The following is a 20240-nucleotide window of genomic DNA, read 5'->3' as shown; positions in this document are numbered from 1 at the left end:
GTTTATACTCCGTGTTCTTCTATATGTACTAATAGCATACCTATAATTATTTCGTAGTTTTCTTGTTTTTCGTGTTTATGAGGGTTTATTTCTTTTTGTTTTTCTAATGCGCGTTGTAGTGCTGTTTTTCCTTTGTTATTGATGAGTTGAGTGAGTGCTCCATTGTTAAGCAACAGTTTGCATATGCGAATACATCCATTTCTCATTGTACAGTGTAATGCGGTGTTTTTAAGTTGACTTTGTGCATTTATATCTATGCCTTGCGCAATACAGTACTGGCAAACATCATAATGTTTATTGTGTGCTCCGAGTATAAGTGCAGTTAGTCCTTGTGAAGTTGTTGCATGTATATTGGCGCCATTTTGTTGCAAAAGTTGGACTACGGATAAGTGACCTTCCTGAGCTGCCCATAGAAGCGGCGTGGCTATTTCTTGATTATGAGTTGGTGTGTCAACTGGTACGCCGAGATCAAGAAAAGATTGAACACGCTCTGTTTTTCCTTGTGCTGCTGCGATTATGAGCCCTGCAGAGTAGTTATTTTTGTACTCATTAAGAAATGTAAGATATTTTACAAGCGTTTTGGGGATTTTTTTTGTATTAGTATATTGTTCTGGACTCTTGTAGGTTACTGTTGCAAGCCCAGCCAATACTTTGAGCGATGGTACTTTTTTGAGCTTGTGCGTTAAATAGGGTTTTCGTTTTATAATATCAAGTTCGATATTGTGCGGTGGTTGTTTTTTGCTACTCTGCGTATTGCCTGCGTGTACTATGTGTTGACTCAAAAATAATAAAAACAGTATGATGTTATAAGTGTTAAATTTCATGTTTGTTTTTCAGCTGTTAATAATAGCTGCGTAATTATTTCATAGTTTTTTTGTTTTTCACGTTCATCAAATCTTATTTCTTTTTGTTTTTCTAATGCAAGTTGAAGGGCCGTTCTATTGTTATTATCGGTGACTTGAGGATGCGCTTTCTTATCAAGTAATAGTTGGCAGATGTTCGAGTGTCCCTTTGATGCTGCGCACATTAATGCGTTGTGTCCAAATTTATTTTGTGCATTTACATGTATGTCTTGGTTGATCAGGTATTGGCAAACATCATAATAGCCGTCAATTGATGCGAGTATAAGGGCAGTTGATTTTTGAGAATTTATTGCGAAGATATTGGCGCCATTTTGTTGCAAAAGTTGGACTATCGGCAAGTGTCCTTCTTGGGCTGCCCAGAGAAATGGGGTTGCTAGTCCGGCGCCTGTTTCGATTGGTGCGCCAAGATCAAGAAAATCTTGAATTAATTCTTTTTTGCCGTCTTTTGCTGCAAATAAAAGCCCTTGAGAGTAATTACTTTTGTACATATTAAGAAATGTGAGATAGGCGATAAGATCTCTGGGGATTTTATTTGAATTGCTGTATTCTTTTGGTTTTTTGTAAGTAAGCGTTGCAAGTCCAGCAAGTATTTTGAGGGACGGCACTGTTTTTGGTTGTTGCCTTACATAAGATTTTTTCTTTTTGCTATCAGCTGCATTATTACGTGCTCGTGCATGTGTATTGCCCGCGTGTAATATGTTTGATCCTAAAATACATAATAATAATGTGCTACGAGCGTAGAAGTTCATGTTTATTTCCTGTGTTGTATATATTTGATAGATCTATTAGTTTGCTACTTTTATTTTGGCGTCCAATAATATGCGCATAATATTTTCATATCTTTCTAGTTTTGCTTGCTCATGTCCATTAATTTTTACATGTTTTTCTGCTGCAAGATGTAACGCAGTTTTTTCATTTTTATTAGTGAGTTCGGTAAAAGCTCCGTTATCGATTAACAATTTGCAAATGCTTGGTTGTCCAGATATAGCTGCAAACATTAGTGCACTGTATTTACACTGATTCTGTTCATTGATGTTTATGCCCTGTTTAATGAGGTATTGGCAAACATCATAATGACCATAGCACGCTCCAATCATAAGCGCATTTGATTTTTCTATGTTAACGGCGTGCATATTAGCACCATTGTATTGTAATGTTGTGATAATAGAAAGATGGTTGCGTGCTGTTGCCCATAATAAGGGCGTTGCTTGATCAAGTTTTGTTTGTGTTTCGACTGATGCGCCGAGATCAATAAAATCTTGAATAAACTCTATTTTGCCTTGCGCCGCTGTAATTATAAGTCCGTTAGTATAATCATTTTTGCATATATCGAGAAGCGTAAGGTATTCGATAATCTCTACTGATAAATTGGTATTTTTGTAGTCTTTAGAAGCGGTATAAGTCACGGCAGCAAGTCCAGCCAAGATTTTGAGCGAAGGCACTCTTTTTGAGCGTTGAGTTAAATAAGAATTGGGCTTTTTATTGTGTGTGCGTGCTGTGCTATAACATATCCGAGCTTGCGTGTTGCCCGCGTATGTTATGCTTGGGCTCAAAAAAAATAATATGACATACAATTTCATAGGTTTAACAAATTAAGTGGCGGTTGATCGCTCTGTTTTTGCATTTCTAATAATAGACGCATAATATTTTCATAATTTTTTACTTTATCTGTTGTTACTTGTTTTCTTCGTTCTGCAGCGTAGTCATATGCATCATGATTGCGGTCGTCACGCAGACTAATGTCAGCTTTATGGTCTAGAAGCAATTGACAAATTGATGTATAGCCTTCATATGCAGCTGCTATTAATGCAGTGTGCCCAAATATGGATTGGGCATTGATATCGATGCCTTCGTTAATTAAATACTGACAAACAGTCGTATGCCCTTTGTCAGCGGCAAGCATTAATGCATTTTCTTGTTTCATATCTACCGTATGGATATTGGCGCCTTTGTCTTGTAAGAGTGCGATGATAGAAAGCTCACCATATTCTGCTGCCCATAACAGAGGGGTTTTCCCCTTTGTTCTTTTCTCTAGCAGTGATGGATCTTGCATAATTAACTTATGAACGGTTTTTATTTTTCCGGATTGTATTGCGGCTATCAGTTTTTTTTCTTTTTTGGTGGGCTGATAGGTGGTTGAATGTTTATTGCCTGTGTATGACAGAGGCTGTGATAAAAAGAGCGTAGCATAGAGCATAATAATTAAAATATTCATTACTTTTATTTCTCCAATACGTATTGTTGATAATAGTCTTCTGTTCTAAAAACTTTTATTATTGTGTTTTTATTATTTTTTTCTATTATAATTTTATTAAAATCTTTATCGGGTATCATTAAACTTGTTGTTATGCAGGGGCGCAATATGCTAATGAAGCATTTTCCCAGCCACATGCTCTGAGGTGTAACATCAGCATTTTTTTCTGTTTTTAATAATGATAACATCTTGTGATAATACGGCTGCTTTGTGGTTGCAATATCAAGAGAGATACTCGATTTTTTATCGATTTCAGCTATGCATTCTTGGATATTGTTGTTTATTTTGCTTACATAGATAAAATTTATTTGATCATCAGTTTTGTTTTCTAGAGTAATTGTTTTGAAGTTGTTCGCTGCGTTTATGGTACAGCCAAAAAAGAATAGAATATATTTATTGTTCAAATGCATAGTTTTCCAATGATTTTAAATGTTCTATGGCGAAGCCAAATCCATTGATTTCTTGAGTAACGGTTATGCTATCGAAATTTTTTTTTGAAATAGTGAATTTTTCTACTAATTGATTATTTTGTAAAGTAATGGTGCATTCTTTAAACCAATTATCAAAAAGCGCGTCCTGTGGAAAGTTTATTATTCCGAGAGTAATTTCTGAAAGTAATTTTAGTGGCAATAGTGCTGGGGTTTTTGCCATAGCAACGGCAGTTTCATCATGCGGTTTGATTGTGGTTATTAATTTTTTTTTCTGACTGTTTTCTATGCCAACATAGTCAAAATGTAGTGTGTAGGTTGATTCGTTTTTTATTTTTACCATTTTATAGAGATCGTTTTCCATCGCATTAAGCTGTGTTATTAAGATTAAAAACAACAATAAATGCGATGCTATCATGACGCTCTCCTATAGAACTATAAATGGATATTTTATTTTAATATAGTATGCGCTATGGGAAATTGTAAAGGCAAAGAGACTGGTTTTTATTCCAGTCTCTTTGCTCAATAAGCTCATTTAGCCTAATATTTGGGTTATCTTGGTCTGTAATTCATCTTTAGACATGTAGCCAGTTGCTTTTCCTGCGACTTGATTGTTTTTAATAAAGACAAAGGTTGGAACCGATGTTACGCCGTAGGAGATTGCGAGTTCGCGTGATTCATCAACATTTAATTCTCCAAAGACATAGGAATCTCCGAGCTCTTGAGCGAGTTGCTCAAAAAGTGGTTTCATGAGTTGGCATGGCCCGCACCATGTTGCAAAAACATCAATAACAACAGGTTTTTTTGATTCTTGCACTTCATGTTTAACGTTTTCTTTAGTGATGGTTAGTATCATATTGTATCCTCTCGGTAATAATTTTATGGTATACTTATAAAAGGTATCAGATTTATGTTCATAATTATATAGTTAAGAAGGATGTACTGCTATGGAAAATTATTATGGAACAACAAGTTCTGCGGCTGTAAAGGATACGATATATCGCGTTTTTGCGTGGATGTCAGGAGCGCTTGCTATTACAGGGCTTACCGCATATTACATTGCAGCGACTCCTGCGATCATGCATTCATTGATCAGCAGCCCGGGTATTTTTATCGGTATTTTTTTAGCGCAATTAGCCGTTGTTATGGTGTTATCAATGATGATCATGCGACTGAGTTTTGTAGCGGCATTCGGTTTGTTTATTGCGTATGCGATTTTAACAGGCGTTACGCTTTCTACAATTTTCTTGGTATATACGTCATCATCTATTGTCGTTACCTTCATGGTTGCGGCAGGAATGTTTGCATCAATGGCGGTATACGGTGCGGTTACAAAATCTGATTTAACATCACTTGGGTCATTAATGGGCATGATGCTATGGGGTCTGATCTTAGCTCTTGTGGGTAATTTATTTATTAAAAGCTCGGTGCTAGACCTTGTGACCGCATTTTTTGGAGTGATTATCTTTGCCGGTTTAACTGCCTATGATATGCAACGTATTAAAGGGATTGTTTCATATGGATATTCTCAAGGTGCTGATAAAATTGCGTTAATTGCCGCATTGCAGCTGTATTTAGATTTCATTAATTTATTCTTAAGCTTATTGAGAATTATGGGAAACAAAAAACAAGATTAATTTTTTATTTTTAAAAAAAGAGGATGTAATGAAGCTTATTTCCCTTGCACTATTATGCTCGATGGGCATATCATTTGCGGCTAACTCCGATACTGAAGTTGATATTAAAGTTAAAATTGCTGATTGTAAAAAACTTGTCGAAGAAGCGGTGGTTTTTTTTAAAGAAAAGCCTCTTTTGAGGGCGTGTCAATCGTTTCAAAATGATTCCAAATGGAAAAAGGGTGAGATTTTTATCTTTGTTTTTGAACGGGATGGGATTTGTTATGTCGATGAAAATCCTTACATGGTCTGGCAAAATTTTACCACTCAAAAAAATACAATAGGTAGCAATTTTATAGAAGATATGCTCCAGCAAGGTGAAAAGGGTGGCTGGGTTAGTTATATTTTAAATTTTAGCAATAAGCAATCATATGTTAAGACAGTTAGTAAAAATGGTAAAACGTTTATTATTGGTGCAGGATTTTATCCAGAATCAGATGAATTTATCTGTCAACAGCTGGTGCGTGACGCTATTCGTTTTTTAAAAGAGCGCGGTGCTCAAGAGGCATTTGATCGTATTAATAACCCGATTGGTTTTTTTGTACGCGGCCCCATTTATTTATGGGCATATGATTTAGATGCAAATACAATGGCTCATGGGGCTGATATTTCGCTGGTTGGGCAAAATTCTATTGATTGGCAAGATTCTAATGGTTTTTATCGAAATAGAGAGATGGTAAAAATAGCTCAAACCGAAGGCAAGGGTTGGCTTAACTATCTCGATAGAGGCGTTCAAAAAAGATCATATATAGAAAAAGTTACTGATCCTCAAACCAAAAAAAGTTATATTATTGGTGGTGGTTACTATCCTGATATTAATGAAGATACCGTTAAAAGTTTTGTAAAGCGTGCGATAGCGTATCTTAAATCAAATCCTCGACAAGTTGCATTGGCGGATTTTTCAAATAAAGCAGGTGGGTTTGTTAAGGGGCCTTTAACAATATTTGTGTATGATGTTGATGGTGTTGTGCTTGCAGATGCTGAAAATCCTGGTTTTATTAATCAAAATTTGCGCAATTCTAAGGATCCTGAGGGTAAATTTATTACTCAAAGAGTACTTGATCAGGCGAAAAATTTTGGTAAAGGATGGATAAGTTTTATTGATAAAAAGGGTTATAAAGACGCTTATATAGAAAAAATTCAGATTCCATCGGGTGATTATATAGTAGGTTCTGGTTATTGGCCAACATCAAAATCACGCACGGTGCAATCATTGGTTGAAAAAGCAATAGCCTTTGGTCAATCACATACTATCGAAGAAGCGTTAGAGGCTTTTACGAGTAATAATAGTGATTTTATTCGTGGAGATGTATGTATTTTTGTATACGATAATCAAGGAACTTGCTTGGTTGCAGGCCTTGATAAATGCAGAGTTTGGTCGAATGAAATGGAAAAAAAAGATGAAACTGGTGCAAGTATTGCTGATAAAATTTTGCAAACGGCGGCTGCTGGTGGTGGCTGGATAGATTATTCTATGCGTAATGCTCGTCGCAGAATGTATGTTAAGCAGCTTGAAAAAGGTAAATCGATATCAGAAGAGCTTGCGGTTATCCGTGAGGGAGAAGCAATGCCAGAATTATCTGAAAGTACGTATGTTATTGCTGCAGGATATTTTTTATAATAGAGGATTCATGAAATTACACGTTATGTATATATTTGGTGTTGTTCTGTTGACCATGACGTCATGTATGCATCGCACGACAGAAGATGTATTTTCTGTCGCATATAATGATTACATGCATTTGAATAGTCGATATTATGCATTCCTGCAAGCTGATGATGCGACTATTGCGGAAGAAGCTCGTTTAGTGGCACGTGATTGTGACGTGCCGCTTTCTGCATATTTGTGGGAGTCTTTTGTGGGCAACGATCATCTTACTGCATCTCAGGGAGCTCCACTGCATAAAGCTGTATATATTATGCAGCGAGACAGCAATCTGCTTGATAGTCATATTCGTCGGTTTGAGCAACGCGGTTTATTCGATCGCCCGTTATATAATAAATTGCGAGATTTTCGACATGATCTATTGGTTTGGATGCGCATTGTTGAAAAGCAAAAAACATTCTCTCAAGAGTCTCAATTTATTGAACAGCAACGTATTCAAAAAAATCAGTTGTATGAGCAAAAAAAGCAAACTCAATTATTAGAAGATATAGCTCGTGACAAGCCTAAAAAGGCTTGTCATAAAGAGCACAAAAAGCATGAACACGTACACGTGCAGTCTTATAACGTGTATTTGTGAAACCGGTCTTTTCCGGTGACGCATTTTTTGTAAGTAATTGGTTTTTCATAGAGATACTCATACTGCAAATAATCGATTAACATATCATCTTCTTGCGACTGTGTATTATTAATAACGGTGATTGTTTCTAATTTTGCTTTATTTGTTATGCGTGGGAATTGCTTAATCAAATATTTTATACGTTCTGGCATACCATTCAGATAATGTGGTACGCGTTCTAGTTGATAATCAGGCGGTATTACTAGTGTTGTTGTACCAGTAAATGCGCTTGCTCGTGCTGTTTTTTCGATGATATCAGGCATTTCTTGCGCCATGCGGTTAAGAAATACACGACAATATTGTACAAAATCTTTACCCAGTAACTCGCGCATATCGACATAATACACGGGCAAATAAGCAATAATAAGATGATCTATTTTTTGTTCTTTGCAACAACTAAATGTTCTTTCGAAAGAGTTTTTGAGGTATTCGATATCTAAAAAATCTTCGAGTTTGAGGGTGCGCAACAGTTCACCATTGTTATTATTGCGTTTAAGATATGCAGTTGGATGTGGTGTGCAGCCGAGCAAGGCAACATGTTGCGCATGGTGAGTCAATATAACCTGATCGCCTGTATACACAAGCACTCTTTTTGAGCGCTCGTTTATATATTTTTTGTAAAGCACGCCTGATAGTATTAAAGTAATGCTTGCGATAGTTATTAATAGTATTTTATTCATGATTAGTATCTGTGTGTTGTTTTTGTACATATTCTACAAGCGTATTATTAAATATCGGTGAAGTTGCTGCAGGATAATTCTTGTCTTGTTTAAGTATATACGGGTGAAATATGGTACTAGGGAAGCCCGCAGCATTGGTTATCGGTATACCGGTACCTGTTATCTGTTGCACGCCTTGTTGGCGCAGAGTGATGATCATGGGCTCCAATTCTTGTATATCCTGATCAAGTAATACAAAATTGTGATCGCGACCAAGAGATGTTAGTTCTTCTTGAAGAACGAGCGTATTGGCTTCTAGTTTGCTGATCGTATTGGCTTTTTCTATCATATTGGTAAAATGCTCAAGCTTGGGAATAAGAATGTGTATATTTATATCCCTGTGGTCTACTTCTTGGTAGAGCTTTTTATAAAAATTTGCAGATTCTTCTAAAAACGTGATGAGCGTTTTTGCGCACTCTGGCTTTTTGTTTAATGCTTGCGCATCAGCAAAATAGCTGGGCATGAATATATGCACAAGATGCGAGGCTGATTTATTTTTATGCGCTGTATTAAGTAATAGTTGTATATTAGTCTTGAGCGTTTTTTGTTCTATGCCTGTTGTCAAAAAAAGCTGTATTTGTTCTTTGAGAGAAAGAGTATCAAGCTTGTTTTTAAGTACTTCTAGTCCAGGATTTTGTGCAAGAGCACAGATAGAATTTTTGATATTCCCATCAATTCCCTTAAGACGCTTGTTTTTTGCATAACGTGCAGAGAGGTCGGCATAGTTTTCGGTAAGCGTACGCATATATTTTTCAAAAGCTGAGTAACGTGGCGTGGCTCCAAAGATATGAATGGTTGCTGGTTTTTCTGTTATGCAAGACGCAATAGATTCTTGAGATAATTCCATAGCGTGTGTAGAAAAATATAGCATGGATGATAGCATGGCGAACGATATAACTATTTTCATAAGTTATCCTAAAAAAATAAAAAGAAAGAGTTTTTAATTACATAATGAAAGATGGAGAAAAAAGAATTAGGCCAAAGGCCAAAGAAGAAGTGCTGCCATGAAAGTTCTGGCTGGGGCAAAAAATGAAACTGAGAAAATGTTATGCGATAACATCATGAGATTTTTTCTTTCTGTAGTTTAATAATACTATTTATGATTAAACTACAGAAATGCGTATTAGTCAAGATTTAAGCTAATAGACTTTAAAGCCTAAAAAAGTTTTTTGTTTTGGAAAGAACAGTGAGGTAGCATTGTGCCAATACGTATGAGAGGGCATGGCATGTGAATATGAGTAACTTGAGTAAGCCAATAAGCCAAGTCCGGCAAGCCCTAAGCTTATAGTGAAAAATTTTGCGTCCTGTCGGTTGTTGTCTATGGCTCTTTTTGCTGCAGTAGATATTGTGTCAGACGTAGTTTTAGCATCACGCTTTTGTTGTGTATATATTGTATGCCATTTGTTTCCATGGCATACGCTGAAACCGACAAGAATTATTCCAGCGCCGAAACTGAGAACTGTTTTTGTTTCTATGCTGAAGCATTGAGTTGTTGGGAGTAATGTTATTAATGCAATAATAAGAATATTTTTTTTCATGATATAACCTGTTGTAATTGGAATTAATAGTGGCAATTGTAGCAGCGTTTGACGATCAAGTAAAAAACTATTGTTATTATATTTTTAAGATGCTCATAAAGGCGATGCAGGCGAAGACGATGAGCCCAATGCCGGAAATTTTGTTGATAAGGGTGAGGGTGCCCGGTTTCCAATTATTTTTGAAGAGATGAATAAACGTACTTAAAAAAATAAACCATGTAGCAGAGCCGCAAAATATTCCAGAAATAAGGGGTAGGGCTGTTGTATAATTATTAACAAGTTCTGTAATGCCAAAGACGGTGAAGAGTGCCCCAAATGCTACGATCGTAAGGGGATTGGTGAGGGTGAGTATAAAAGTGGATAGATAAATAGTTATGAGAAATTGTGATTTATTGCCAGAAGTTGTTGTAACCGATGTTCTTTGTAGGGTCGTTATTCCAAGGTATCCAAGGAAAAGACCCCCGACAAAACGTAAGAGGGCGTTATGATGCATGAGAAATGCTGAAATAGTTGTTACGCCAAATATGGCTATAAAACCGAAAAGAGCATCTGCAGTTGCCGCGCCCAGTGCGACTGCTACACTCGCCATAAACCTGTCGGTTAAACTACGTCGAATACAGATAATACTGAGAGGGCCAATTGGTGCGGCTAAGGATATGCCGATAATAATGCCTTGTATAAAAATAGGTAAATTCATGATGGCATGCGTAGTAAGGACTTTTTTGGAGGAGAGAGTGGGATTCGAACCCACGATTCCGATTCCTCGGAATAACGGTTTTCAAGACCGTCGCTTTCGACCGCTCAGCCATCTCTCCAAACATTCTCTTATTTAGTGTAATTCTTCTTTACGATAAATCAATTATTTTATATATCTGAAATGTAAGTAATTGAAGGAATTGTCACACTGAAAAAGGAGAGGTATGATTAATTTTAAAAAAATAATTATTGTAACTTTATTTTTGTTTTTGAACATTTATATGCTTGCCAAGGAGCCGCTGCTCACACTTGTGTTGATGGTAAAGGATGAAGCGCATGTTATTCAAGAGACCATAGCGACGTATGTCCATGATGATGACGTCGCGTTTTTTATTTTTGATACGGGGTCGACTGATGCTACGCTAGAAAAAGCGCAGGAGTTTTTTGTGGAGCGTAGCATTAAAAATTATGCATTTGCCCAGGAGCCGTTTATTGATTTTGCAACATCACGCAATAGAGCTCTGGATCTTGCTCGGCAACAGTTTCCACAGGTTCCTTATATGATTATGCCTGATGCTGAATGGTATTTGAATGATATTGAAGCTTTGCTTGGTTTTTGTTTGGAGCATCTTGATGATCAGATCCCCTGTTATTTACTAAGAATTTTGAGCTCTTCATTAGATTTTTATAGTGTTCGACTTATGAAATCGCATTACGATCTTTTTTTTGTTGGTGTTGTTCATGAAGTTCTTAATTTTGGCTCCGCATATAAAGTTCCTGATTCTATTTATTTTAGGCTTGGAAATACGCAAGTTGGGAGAGATAAGTCTGCTATTCGCTGGCTGAGAGACAGGGACTTGTTATTAAAAAGTTATCATGATAATCCGCATGATCCAAGAACTGTTTTTTATTTGGCTCAAACGTATGCCTGTCTAGGTGATTTTGCCAATGCTTGTAAATATTATGAAATCAGAACTCATATGCAGGGATGGAGTGAAGAAAACTTCATGGCATATTACAAATTAGGTGATGCTTTTGAAAGTCGCGTTGCGCTGGAAGGGCATAAAATGTGGCAAAAAGCGTTGGATTATTATTTACGTGCTTATGAGTATAGACCATCTCGAGCGGAGCCACTTATACGTATTGCTCAGTATTATTTAAATAAGCAATGTATGGCATTGAGCTTTTTATTTGCACAGCGTGCAGCACAAGTTCCGTATCCTCAGGATGATGTATTATTTGTGGAAAAATATATGTACGATTTTATCCGTCATGATATTTTGGGCCGATGCGCCTGGTATATCAAAGAATATGATTCAGGCGAAGCCGCTTTGCGCCTTGCAATTAAGTCTTTTCCCAATTATACGCATTTGCAGAATAATTTGAGATTTTATATTGATAGAAAAGAAAAACTTGCGTTTGCAGCATAATGATAGGGTGAGATCATGAAATTTGTAAAAATATATTTAGTTATTTTTTTTGCATGCACGACCATCGAGTGCTTAAAAATAGACAGAGTAATTTTAGCAACCGACACAAAGCCGATGTATATCGATTTTTGGCCAATGGTGGCGCAGGCCTGGCAAGATATTGTGGGCGTGCGTCCAACGCTAGCACTTATTGCTCCGGCAGGGACGCAAATAGATGAAACTGTTGGCGATGTGATACGATTTGATCCTATTCCTGGTGTGCCAACGGCATTGCATGCGCAAGTGATACGGTTGTTTTTACCAGCATACTTCCCCGATGACGTATGCATATTGTCTGATATTGATATGTTGCCACTCAGTAAAAACTATTTTATTGAATCTGTGAGGCATATTACCGATGATCATTTTGTAGTGTATCGTGATAGAGCTGATGATTGGTATATTAAAAATAATCGATACCCTATATGTTACAATGTTGCCCGCGGATCCGTATTTATGGATATTTTTGATATTACAGATGTTGCAGAAATTCCGCATATTATAAAAAAATGGAATTGCTTACAGATTGGGTGGCAAACCGATGAATATATGCTTTCATACTGTCTTAATGAATGGAATAAAAAAACAAATAAATTAATTAAACTTGGTCATACCGTAAATAGACGTATTGATCGTGGCAACTGGGCATATGATACTAAAAAGCTATATAAAAATTATTATATAGATTCACATATGTTGCGGCCGTATAAAGATCATAAGCGCCAAATAAATAAACTGTTGAAAGAGTTAAATATACGCTTAAGGTAATTATTTTAAGCGTATATATGGGCAATTTTTATCAAGTTCGCTCAAATCACTTCGCGAACAATAGATAGCAGTTTCTTTTTGTAGATCTTCTTTATTACATGCTATATGTAGTGAAAATAGCCCATGAGTTGTCGGCAATAAGCACGGCTCTTGTGGGTTGTTAACGTGCTGGTGGATGGTATAATTTTTTTGTAATGCAAGAATCGAAAAAAGTGTAAGATCGTGCCGCGAGTTGCCAAATGCGCCACTCGCGGTACCATCATCTTCAAAATTACGTAAATCTTTAGTGAGTTCATACATAGGTAATACAAAATCCTGAAGCATTGCGCGCGTTAAGCCCATGAGTCCTGCTTCTAAACCACGTGTTGTTGGATGTAAGATCCAGTGATTATACGGTGATTCTAAATTAAATTTTTTTATAACGTGTTGTGTTGCTTCTTGATTAACGCACCATGGGCTGCCATTATGAAAAAAATAGTTGTGCTCTGTGATATATAAAAAGAGGTAATCAAGTGGTCCGTATAGCGTTGTTCCTGCATCGATATACAGTATATAGGGGAATAAATCGAGTGCTTGTTTTATGATGACTGGTTTCCAGGCATACCAGCCGGGTACGGGCTTGCCCCACGTTCTCGTTTTTACAGGTTTTAATAAATCTGGATGTGTTAATTCCACATCATGGATAGATACTTTTTGTACTGTTTTTAAATTGGTGCGTTGTTCCGTGGTCATGCCCAAATCAAAAACCGCAATTTCTGCAAGTTCATCAAAATTGTATTTATGAATGCATGCTATGAGATTAATAAGTTGTGCAAAATACATATCATTGGTTGCTGTGCAAAAATACAGAGGGGTGGTACTTATTGCTGCTGTGTATGCAGCGAGAATAATATATATATATTTCATGATTTACTTGTACTTTCGATGAGATTAACAAATAATTCTATAAAATAGGGAATAGAATAGCGGTATGCGCTCGCGCTTGTAAGAAATTGTTCTACAGAGTGTATATAATTATTATATTCTGCTTCGGGCATATTTTTCATGAAATTATACAATTCCTGATTGTTGGCGAATCTACGGCGGTCTATGTAACAAGCTTCTGGAATATAATGATTAATATTTGGCGCCCCCCAATAGATGGGTACGCATCCTGCTCTAAAGCAATCGAATATTTTTTCAGTTATGTAGCCTGGGATTCCATAAACGTTTTCATAGCATATGCAAAACTTGTATCTTTGCAGTATTTCTATTTTATTGTTTATGGGCCCTTTATAGTTTTTATACAACTTCGGGTTCCAGTATCTACCATAAAAATCAAATTCATGCGTAGGTAATGTTTCAAAATACTCTAAAAGTTTTCTTCGTTCAGAATATAACTCTTGCGGATGACCAGACCACTTGTTTGCAAAAATAAACGTGCACATTTTTTTTTCTGTAAAGGGGACCAGAGTGTTTATTATGGGAAAGCATACGGGATAATAAAATTTAAAATATTTTTTGTTATCAATTAGTCTATCATCCCAAGTGTATATTCGTGAAAAATGCTTATGCAGTTGTTTATTATAGTTTTCAGGAACTACTGAAGGCGGCTCCCATAAAAATGCCACGCATTTTTCTTTCGGATACTGTTGTACATGGTGCAGCTCTTGGAATGGTAGGTCAAACGTTATGAGCCATTCCATATCAGGTAATGATGCGATAGAATTGGCCTGTTCTACTTTATAGCCTTTTTCTATCAATATGTGTCTGAGTTGACACATGCTTTCATAATATGGATCAAAAAGATTCCCCCATAAACCTGGGGTTATGTAAATTACTTTTTTTTCTGCTGGTGCAGCTGTTATGAGTGTTGTTGAAATTAAAAATATACATAATAGGCGTAGATTATTAGCGGACATTTTTTTCTCTGTGCGTAAGCGATTTTATATTAAAATGTTGTAGCGCTAAGTACGCATACCATTGTACTCGCCAATGAATTAATCCATTTTCAAAGGCATCCCGAAAATGTGTATACGCAAGATCATATTTTTCTGAACCAAGCGATATGAGCCCCTGCCATAGAGCATAGTCTCTTTGTGAATAGTTTTGTATGTTTTTTACGAATTCTTGGTCTTGATATTGTCCTATCATAAGTTCTGCTGTAATAATATCAGCAATGGCAAAATTGTTGCCATTATAGAGCTTGCTCATAGTATAAGAACGCTCTAGGGGTGTTTGATTTTTATATTTTTCTAATTCTTGATAACCATTTTCTTTGCTGATCTGTAATTCGAGAGGACAGTTTTTATGTGAATAGATTTTTGACATGGGGACTACTTGTTTTGGGCCGGGGCATACCTGTCCATGCTCTTGCGTAAATAGATTTGATCGATGGACGTGGCAGCATTGTAGTGAAAGATTCGGGTTATATACTTCTAACCCTGATTGTATTGCTTGATAGGCTATGCAATTATCGCATCCACAAATGCCTAATGGTATGTTGCTATCTTGGAATTTGCGTAATGGCGTTTTAAATATCCATGTATCTTGTGATCCGTTGTCCGTATAAAAGGTAATCGCTCCATCTAACTGTACTTGCCAACGAGTTATCGCCAAAAATTTATTAGTAAGATCAATGCCATCTAATAGATGAAGCGTGTGATTAAAAAATATATCGGCATTTGTTAGAATAATGTTTTTATTTTTTGCATGTTGATGTGCATAATCAAAAAGTTGCCCGTATGTTGGTCTTTTTTGTATGTATTGTATCGTGATTGGTCGTATTTTTAAATAATGAAGCAAGAGATTATACGAATCATCTTTTGTTGTATCATAGGCAATGTGGATATCATCTATAGAGTCATGTGCTATATTTTTTTCTAAGCACGTAATGAATTCGAGCAGTCTTTCAAGTCGTGGTTCATTGTAAAGAGTTGTAATAAGCGAAAATTTTTCTTGAGCATTAGCTGATAAAAATAAAACGCTTGTTAAGATTATTTTTTTCATGATATTTCTCTCTTCTTATAATTTTTTGAGTGGTGCATATCTTTTTGATCTACGAATATGTAATTCTATGGTTTCTTGTAACTCTTTATTCATATGTTCGTCATTTGATCCTGTATTTCGATCATAAATATAGAGCACTTTTTTAATAAATTTGCTGTGATTGCCGGCCATTTCTAGCATGGGGAACATAAATGCAAGATCACTTGTTATAGGGAAAAACGTGTTGTGATATTGCAAATCTTCTTTTTTGATAAGCTGAAAGAGCTTTGCATAAAATGTGCGTAACGCAGAAGTTATCCATAGATATTCTCGATATGCATTATTCTCGATGATTTCTTGAGGTAGTTGCCTGCACCATCCCTTATGTCCAAGTGGGTATTGTAAAAATTGTCCATAGGTCATCCACACTGATTCGTCTTGATATACATTATTGAGGTATGATAAAACTCCATCGTATGCAAGCCAATCATCGCCATCAAGATCAACAATTATTTCGTAGGGATCGCACATGTGGGCTGCCTTATAAATGTTTGCGAGGGCCCCTTGTCTCGATTGGTTTCTTATCAATATAACTTTATCATGAAGCTGATAATAACTAATAAATTGTTCTAAAATATCACCGGTACCGTCTGTTGATGCATCATCAATAATAATGACGCGATAGTTATTATATAATTGGCCCAAAACAGACATCAGATTGGCGATGCACCGATTTTGATTATTATATGTTGGTATAATGACGACAAAATTTTTATCTGCACTGCGTATTATTGAGCAGTATAATAATGGTAATAAAAATAATGTGTATATAAAATTTTTTTTCATACTTTCCCCCATTTTAAATGTACAGTTTCTGATGCTTGTAAAGGCTTATATTTAGTTAATGATCGAATATGAAACCCTAAATTTAGTTGTTTTTGTTGATCTATTTTTTCATCATTAAGATTATTTTCACGATTATAAACATATAATATTTCTTCTATAAATTTACTATGAGTTCCGGCCATTTCTAGCATGGGGAACATCATAGCCAAATCCCATGCCATAGGAAAAAATTCTCCATTAATTTGTAGGTCTGATTTATTAATTGCTTGAAATAGCCAAGCATAAAAAGTTCTGAGATGTGACGAGATCCATAATTGGTCTCTGAAAGAATTTTCTTGGATGACATTAGGTGCTATCTGTTTGCACCATCCAATATAATTGGCGGGATATTGAATAAATTGTCCGTATGTCATCCAAACATTAGAATTTCGATAAACGGCATTTAAATATTCTAAGACGTGACGGTTATATAACCAGTCGTCGCCATCTAGGCATACTATTATTTCCCAGGGATTGCATGTGTGAATAGTAGTGTACAGATTTTCTAGTGCGCCTTTGCGTGTATTATTTGAAATACACGTAATACGATGGGCATTTTTATGATTTTCAATAAATTGTTCTACGAGCTGTTTTGTATTATCAGTTGAAGCGTCTTCAATATAAATAATGCGATAATTTTCATATTCTTGGTCAAGAGCATCGGATAGATTTTTTTGGTAATATTCTTGATTGTTATATGACGGTATTATGATAACAAAAGGTTTTTCGGTAATTGCCGCTAACAGCGTGTTTACAAAAATTAAAAATAATATTTTTTTTCTAAACATGTTATTTCTTTTTTATGAATTTGGAGTTAGCTTTTTTTAGTCAGTAACATAAAAATTTGTCAAATGCAATTGTATTTTTTTAATTTTCAGGAGAGTGTCTATGAATTCTACAAAAATTATATACCAATTATTTTTATTATCTTGCTTGTACAATAATTGTATTATTCGAACTTATGTTAGTCAGGTTGGTCAGGATAAATTTTTGCATGAGCGTTATTTTAATGATCAAAGAAAAGGCTTTTTTGTTGATATTGGGGCTCATGATGGACTGGAGTTTAGTAATACCTATTTTTTTGAGAAAGAGCTTGGGTGGGAAGGGATTTGCTTTGAGCCACTTGCAGGCGCATTTGAATTGTTATTAAAAAACAGAAATTGTATGTGTGTTAATGCCTGCGTTGGCAATACTTGTGGCCTTGTAAAATTTTTTGCGGTTAAGGGTTATGCCGAAATGTTAAGTGGTATGGTTGATACCTATCATCCATTGCACTTTGCGCGCATGAAGCGTGATATTGCCGCTCATGGCGGATCTTATACCATTATGGATGTGCCAAGCGTGACGTTAGAAAGTATTTTGGAAAAGCAGGGTGTGTACAAAATTGATTATCTGTCGTTGGATACTGAGGGTGGTGAATTGGAAATATTGCAATCGATTGATTTTAATAAGATAAAAATATTAGCTATAAGCGTCGAGAATAATTATGAAGATCCAGATATAAGAACATTTTTGGAATCTCAAGGATTTGAATTTATTACTTTTTTGGGAGGCTTGGATGAGATATATGTAAATAATAATTTTTAATTTATTTTTTCAATCAACATACTAGAGTGAAGTTTTATGAAGAAAATGTTTTTATTTTTTAATCTAACCATAATTTTTAACATATCCTGTTTTATTCAATTAGATGAATGTAATCCACATTTGATATTTGATGTATTAAAAAAATACTTGCCACAAGATTTGGTTATTGTAGAGGCTGGAGCTTGTGACGGTGGGGATACCATGAGGATGGCTCATGTGTTTAAAAATGGGTTTATACATTCTTTTGAACCTGTCCCGCAACTTTTTCAGTGCGTTCTCAAAAATACCCAAAATCTTTATAACGTTAAAGCTTATCCATATGCCTTGTCTGACAAAAATGGAAATGTTGATATGTATATTTCTACACTTGATCGTGATCCTCATTCTCCTAGCGCATCAAGTTCACTGCTGCCGCCAAAGGAGCATCTGAGATATTCTGATGTGAGATTCAATTCCATTATAACGGTGCCTGGAATAACATTGGATTCTTGGGCTCAATATTACAATGTGGACCATATAGACTTTATGTGGCTGGATATGCAGGGTTTTGAATTAAATGTATTAAAGGCTTCTCCGCGTATATTTAAAACGGTAAAAGCAATTTTTACCGAAGTTAGTTTTGTCGAAGCTTATGCCGGACAATATTTATTTGAAGATGTTAAAGCATGGTTAGAAAATGAGGGATTTGTTATGATAGGTGCCAATTTTACAAACCCACGTGATCCTGCGCAATGGTATGGTGATGCTTTTTTCATACGATTAGATAACTAAACTCTTTATTGAATTTTTAAGACGCATGGCATTACACTGAATAGTGATATTTCATTAAGTTATCCCTACAAAAAAGTGAAATGCCATGCGTTATCTTGTGAATAATAAATTTTTTTTATTTTTGGCGGTTATGCTGCTTGTCTCTTCATGTGAAACAAGAAAGAAAAAAGAACATGGAGGTAAGCCAGAATATCCTCGAGTACTTGATCTTAATGATACCTGCCCAATAGTTATTTCCATTCATGGTACGTTGCCTCCTATAGCCGCCTCCATTTTGCATGTGATTGACGCTCCTATTGGATTAGTGCCTGCTCATAAACTTAATAGAAGATTTTTATTATCACGTTTCTTGTATCTTTTAAGCGAGGGTGATCCTGAAGCGTATCCATTAGCTTCGTGTTATTCATTTGGCTGGTCTGGCAAATTAACGTTTAGCGCCAGAAGAAATGCCGCAGAAATGTTATACCAGCAGATACGTGGTTATAAAGGACCGATTACTCTTATTGGACATAGTCATGGTGGTAATGTTGCATTAGAATTGGGGCGCATTATTGCAGCGCGGCATGATACCCATTTGAATATTGATAAGTTGATTCTTTTGGCTACGCCAATACAGGAGGCTACAGCGCAATACGCTGCATCGCCAATATTTAAACATGTTATTTCTTTATATTCCATGGGCGACTGGACTCAGATATCTGATCCGCAGGGAACATATTATGCCTCAAAATATATAGAACGTTGCTGCAATGTTAAAGTTCCGTTGTTTTCTGAAAGAAAACTTAAGAACTTTTTAAATGTTGTGCAGGCACGAGTAATTATTGGCGGCTCTGATTTGGGGCATTTGGATTTTATTAGAACGGCTTTTGTGCACCAACTACCTGCGGTGATCGATCTTTTATCGGGTGTTAATATCGATGGCACAATCCATACGGTGAGCATTCCAAGAGATCGTTGCAAAAAGCCCTTCTTTGTTGAATTAAAAAAAGTGCGCAATAAGAAAAAGTGGGTAGAAGTTAAAGATTGAAGATTTGCCTGTAGATAGTTTTTTGATTGATGATTAAGTCTTTAAAGAAACTGGTGCGCCCAGGAGGAGTCGAACCACCAACCTTCAGATCCGTAGTCTGACGCTCTGTCCAATTGAGCTATGGGCGCATAATTATTTTCAAGAAATTTGGCCGAAAAAATTTAGACTGGCCGTGCCAGTCGTAGTTTGCCGAGCCTGAAGGCCCAGATAAACGTAGACTGGTGGAGAGAGAGGGATTCGAACCCTCGTGCCCCGTTTCCGAGACTCTTGCTTAGCAGGCAAGCGCTTTAGACCGCTCAGCCATCTCTCC

General features: G+C 36.1%; 23 protein-coding genes, 3 tRNA genes and 1 pseudogene. 8 read left to right on the top strand and 19 right to left on the bottom strand.

The genetic code is table 11. From position 1 onward, the window contains the following. Positions 1 to 2: 2 nt before the first annotated feature. The 7 genes and pseudogenes from WC707_04165 to trxA all read right to left on the bottom strand — a co-directional run bounded on the left by WC707_04165 (position 3) and on the right by trxA (position 4431). The gene (locus WC707_04165) at positions 3 to 824 is read right to left on the bottom strand and encodes an ankyrin repeat domain-containing protein (protein ID MFA6066343.1); all 822 of its coding nucleotides are present in this window, start codon (positions 822 to 824) and stop codon (positions 3 to 5) included. Beyond that, entirely contained in the window at positions 821 to 1612 is a 792-nt protein-coding gene (locus WC707_04160; protein ID MFA6066342.1) for an ankyrin repeat domain-containing protein, read from the bottom strand. The genes WC707_04165 and WC707_04160 overlap by 4 nt, the downstream gene beginning before the upstream one ends. Before the next feature lie 36 nt (positions 1613 to 1648). Further along, complete coding sequence (locus WC707_04155) at positions 1649 to 2443, bottom strand: ankyrin repeat domain-containing protein (GenBank protein ID MFA6066341.1); 795 nt, start codon at positions 2441 to 2443, stop codon at positions 1649 to 1651. After that, positions 2440 to 3078, bottom strand: coding sequence for an ankyrin repeat domain-containing protein (locus WC707_04150; GenBank protein MFA6066340.1), 639 nt, complete (start codon positions 3076 to 3078; stop codon positions 2440 to 2442). Before WC707_04150 ends, WC707_04155 begins: the two co-directional genes overlap by 4 nt. Before the next feature lie 5 nt (positions 3079 to 3083). Further along, on the bottom strand, positions 3084 to 3527 hold the full coding sequence (locus WC707_04145) for a hypothetical protein (GenBank protein MFA6066339.1): 444 nt from the start codon (positions 3525 to 3527) through the stop codon (positions 3084 to 3086). Then, complete coding sequence (locus tag WC707_04140) at positions 3511 to 3963, bottom strand: hypothetical protein (GenBank protein MFA6066338.1); 453 nt, start codon at positions 3961 to 3963, stop codon at positions 3511 to 3513. Before WC707_04140 ends, WC707_04145 begins: the two co-directional genes overlap by 17 nt. A 117-nt stretch (positions 3964 to 4080) precedes the next feature. Then, positions 4081 to 4431: pseudogene (gene trxA / locus WC707_04135) on the bottom strand (thioredoxin). A gap of 61 nt (positions 4432 to 4492) precedes the next feature. On the opposite strand from trxA, the gene WC707_04130 reads away from it, so the two are divergent. From WC707_04130 to WC707_04120, 3 genes are read left to right on the top strand one after another with little or no spacing between them, the layout of a single operon-like run. After that, positions 4493 to 5182 (top strand): Bax inhibitor-1/YccA family protein, encoded by a 690-nt coding sequence (locus WC707_04130; protein ID MFA6066337.1) that lies wholly within the window; start codon positions 4493 to 4495, stop codon positions 5180 to 5182. Positions 5183 to 5210: 28 nt separating this feature from the next. After that, on the top strand, positions 5211 to 6842 hold the full coding sequence (locus WC707_04125; protein ID MFA6066336.1) for a cache domain-containing protein: 1632 nt from the start codon (positions 5211 to 5213) through the stop codon (positions 6840 to 6842). Positions 6843 to 6852: 10 nt separating this feature from the next. Further along, complete coding sequence (locus WC707_04120) at positions 6853 to 7464, top strand: hypothetical protein (protein ID MFA6066335.1); 612 nt, start codon at positions 6853 to 6855, stop codon at positions 7462 to 7464. Here WC707_04120 and WC707_04115 read toward each other — a convergent pair. From WC707_04115 to WC707_04095, 5 genes are all read right to left on the bottom strand, one after another. After that, on the bottom strand, positions 7446 to 8183 hold the full coding sequence (locus WC707_04115) for a hypothetical protein (GenBank protein ID MFA6066334.1): 738 nt from the start codon (positions 8181 to 8183) through the stop codon (positions 7446 to 7448). The two genes, WC707_04120 and WC707_04115, sit on opposite strands and share 19 nt — an antisense overlap. Continuing rightward, a complete protein-coding gene (locus WC707_04110) occupies positions 8176 to 9129 on the bottom strand; it encodes a hypothetical protein (protein MFA6066333.1) in 954 nt (317 codons plus the stop codon). Before WC707_04110 ends, WC707_04115 begins: the two co-directional genes overlap by 8 nt. Positions 9130 to 9361: 232 nt before the next feature. Beyond that, complete coding sequence (locus tag WC707_04105) at positions 9362 to 9760, bottom strand: hypothetical protein (protein ID MFA6066332.1); 399 nt, start codon at positions 9758 to 9760, stop codon at positions 9362 to 9364. Positions 9761 to 9836: 76 nt separating this feature from the next. Continuing rightward, positions 9837 to 10457: a LysE family transporter gene (locus WC707_04100; protein MFA6066331.1), complete on the bottom strand. Its 621-nt coding sequence runs from the start codon at positions 10455 to 10457 to the stop codon at positions 9837 to 9839. Between the two features lie 26 nt (positions 10458 to 10483). Further along, positions 10484 to 10575: transfer RNA gene (locus WC707_04095), tRNA-Ser, on the bottom strand. 105 nt (positions 10576 to 10680) lie between these two features. Here WC707_04095 and WC707_04090 point away from each other — a divergent pair. Both WC707_04090 and WC707_04085 read left to right on the top strand, forming a co-directional pair. After that, positions 10681 to 11886: a glycosyltransferase family 2 protein gene (locus WC707_04090; GenBank protein ID MFA6066330.1), complete on the top strand. Its 1206-nt coding sequence runs from the start codon at positions 10681 to 10683 to the stop codon at positions 11884 to 11886. Positions 11887 to 11901: 15 nt separating this feature from the next. Then, the gene (locus WC707_04085) at positions 11902 to 12693 is read left to right on the top strand and encodes a hypothetical protein (protein ID MFA6066329.1); all 792 of its coding nucleotides are present in this window, start codon (positions 11902 to 11904) and stop codon (positions 12691 to 12693) included. Here the strand turns inward: WC707_04085 and WC707_04080 are convergent, their stop codons facing one another. Genes WC707_04080 through WC707_04060 form a run of 5 tightly spaced genes read right to left on the bottom strand, consistent with a single transcriptional unit; the run spans position 12694 to position 17333 of the window. After that, the gene (locus tag WC707_04080) at positions 12694 to 13599 is read right to left on the bottom strand and encodes a hypothetical protein (protein ID MFA6066328.1); all 906 of its coding nucleotides are present in this window, start codon (positions 13597 to 13599) and stop codon (positions 12694 to 12696) included. Further along, the gene (locus WC707_04075; GenBank protein MFA6066327.1) at positions 13596 to 14594 is read right to left on the bottom strand and encodes a glycosyltransferase family 10; all 999 of its coding nucleotides are present in this window, start codon (positions 14592 to 14594) and stop codon (positions 13596 to 13598) included. The genes WC707_04080 and WC707_04075 overlap by 4 nt, the downstream gene beginning before the upstream one ends. Next, a complete protein-coding gene (locus tag WC707_04070) occupies positions 14584 to 15681 on the bottom strand; it encodes a hypothetical protein (GenBank protein MFA6066326.1) in 1098 nt (365 codons plus the stop codon). Before WC707_04070 ends, WC707_04075 begins: the two co-directional genes overlap by 11 nt. Positions 15682 to 15696: 15 nt before the next feature. After that, positions 15697 to 16506 carry a glycosyltransferase family 2 protein gene (locus WC707_04065; protein ID MFA6066325.1) on the bottom strand — a complete coding sequence of 270 codons (810 nt, stop codon included), beginning with the start codon at positions 16504 to 16506 and terminating at the stop codon, positions 15697 to 15699. Then, entirely contained in the window at positions 16503 to 17333 is an 831-nt protein-coding gene (locus WC707_04060) for a glycosyltransferase family 2 protein (GenBank protein MFA6066324.1), read from the bottom strand. The genes WC707_04065 and WC707_04060 overlap by 4 nt, the downstream gene beginning before the upstream one ends. Before the next feature lie 100 nt (positions 17334 to 17433). On the opposite strand from WC707_04060, the gene WC707_04055 reads away from it, so the two are divergent. The 3 genes from WC707_04055 (at position 17434) to WC707_04045 (ending at position 19930) form a co-directional block, all read left to right on the top strand. Continuing rightward, the gene (locus tag WC707_04055; protein ID MFA6066323.1) at positions 17434 to 18132 is read left to right on the top strand and encodes an FkbM family methyltransferase; all 699 of its coding nucleotides are present in this window, start codon (positions 17434 to 17436) and stop codon (positions 18130 to 18132) included. Positions 18133 to 18168: 36 nt separating this feature from the next. Continuing rightward, complete coding sequence (locus WC707_04050; protein MFA6066322.1) at positions 18169 to 18903, top strand: FkbM family methyltransferase; 735 nt, start codon at positions 18169 to 18171, stop codon at positions 18901 to 18903. Between the two features lie 97 nt (positions 18904 to 19000). Continuing rightward, complete coding sequence (locus tag WC707_04045) at positions 19001 to 19930, top strand: hypothetical protein (protein ID MFA6066321.1); 930 nt, start codon at positions 19001 to 19003, stop codon at positions 19928 to 19930. 51 nt (positions 19931 to 19981) lie between these two features. Here WC707_04045 and WC707_04040 read toward each other — a convergent pair. Both WC707_04040 and WC707_04035 read right to left on the bottom strand, forming a co-directional pair. After that, positions 19982 to 20058 (bottom strand) — tRNA-Arg (locus WC707_04040). A gap of 91 nt (positions 20059 to 20149) precedes the next feature. Next, positions 20150 to 20240: transfer RNA gene (locus tag WC707_04035), tRNA-Ser, on the bottom strand.

The organism is Candidatus Babeliaceae bacterium (assembly GCA_041660765.1).
In the GTDB taxonomy this organism is placed as follows: Bacteria; Babelota; Babeliae; order Babelales; family Babelaceae; genus JBAZVR01.
The sequence above is the reverse complement of the archived record's forward strand: the minus strand, read 5'-3'. Positions and strand labels throughout refer to the sequence as shown.

Coding starts and splice junctions, on each gene's coding strand:
- WC707_04165 (MFA6066343.1), bottom strand. CDS start 824: ATGAAATTTAACACTTATAACATCATACTGTTTTTATTATTTTTGAGT.
- WC707_04160 (MFA6066342.1), bottom strand. CDS start 1,612: ATGAACTTCTACGCTCGTAGCACATTATTATTATGTATTTTAGGATCA.
- WC707_04155 (MFA6066341.1), bottom strand. CDS start 2,443: ATGAAATTGTATGTCATATTATTTTTTTTGAGCCCAAGCATAACATAC.
- WC707_04150 (MFA6066340.1), bottom strand. CDS start 3,078: ATGAATATTTTAATTATTATGCTCTATGCTACGCTCTTTTTATCACAG.
- WC707_04145 (MFA6066339.1), bottom strand. CDS start 3,527: ATGCATTTGAACAATAAATATATTCTATTCTTTTTTGGCTGTACCATA.
- WC707_04140 (MFA6066338.1), bottom strand. CDS start 3,963: ATGATAGCATCGCATTTATTGTTGTTTTTAATCTTAATAACACAGCTT.
- WC707_04130 (MFA6066337.1), top strand. CDS start 4,493: ATGGAAAATTATTATGGAACAACAAGTTCTGCGGCTGTAAAGGATACG.
- WC707_04125 (MFA6066336.1), top strand. CDS start 5,211: ATGAAGCTTATTTCCCTTGCACTATTATGCTCGATGGGCATATCATTT.
- WC707_04120 (MFA6066335.1), top strand. CDS start 6,853: ATGAAATTACACGTTATGTATATATTTGGTGTTGTTCTGTTGACCATG.
- WC707_04115 (MFA6066334.1), bottom strand. CDS start 8,183: ATGAATAAAATACTATTAATAACTATCGCAAGCATTACTTTAATACTA.
- WC707_04110 (MFA6066333.1), bottom strand. CDS start 9,129: ATGAAAATAGTTATATCGTTCGCCATGCTATCATCCATGCTATATTTT.
- WC707_04105 (MFA6066332.1), bottom strand. CDS start 9,760: ATGAAAAAAAATATTCTTATTATTGCATTAATAACATTACTCCCAACA.
- WC707_04100 (MFA6066331.1), bottom strand. CDS start 10,457: ATGAATTTACCTATTTTTATACAAGGCATTATTATCGGCATATCCTTA.
- WC707_04090 (MFA6066330.1), top strand. CDS start 10,681: ATGATTAATTTTAAAAAAATAATTATTGTAACTTTATTTTTGTTTTTG.
- WC707_04085 (MFA6066329.1), top strand. CDS start 11,902: ATGAAATTTGTAAAAATATATTTAGTTATTTTTTTTGCATGCACGACC.
- WC707_04080 (MFA6066328.1), bottom strand. CDS start 13,599: ATGAAATATATATATATTATTCTCGCTGCATACACAGCAGCAATAAGT.
- WC707_04075 (MFA6066327.1), bottom strand. CDS start 14,594: ATGTCCGCTAATAATCTACGCCTATTATGTATATTTTTAATTTCAACA.
- WC707_04070 (MFA6066326.1), bottom strand. CDS start 15,681: ATGAAAAAAATAATCTTAACAAGCGTTTTATTTTTATCAGCTAATGCT.
- WC707_04065 (MFA6066325.1), bottom strand. CDS start 16,506: ATGAAAAAAAATTTTATATACACATTATTTTTATTACCATTATTATAC.
- WC707_04060 (MFA6066324.1), bottom strand. CDS start 17,333: ATGTTTAGAAAAAAAATATTATTTTTAATTTTTGTAAACACGCTGTTA.
- WC707_04055 (MFA6066323.1), top strand. CDS start 17,434: ATGAATTCTACAAAAATTATATACCAATTATTTTTATTATCTTGCTTG.
- WC707_04050 (MFA6066322.1), top strand. CDS start 18,169: ATGAAGAAAATGTTTTTATTTTTTAATCTAACCATAATTTTTAACATA.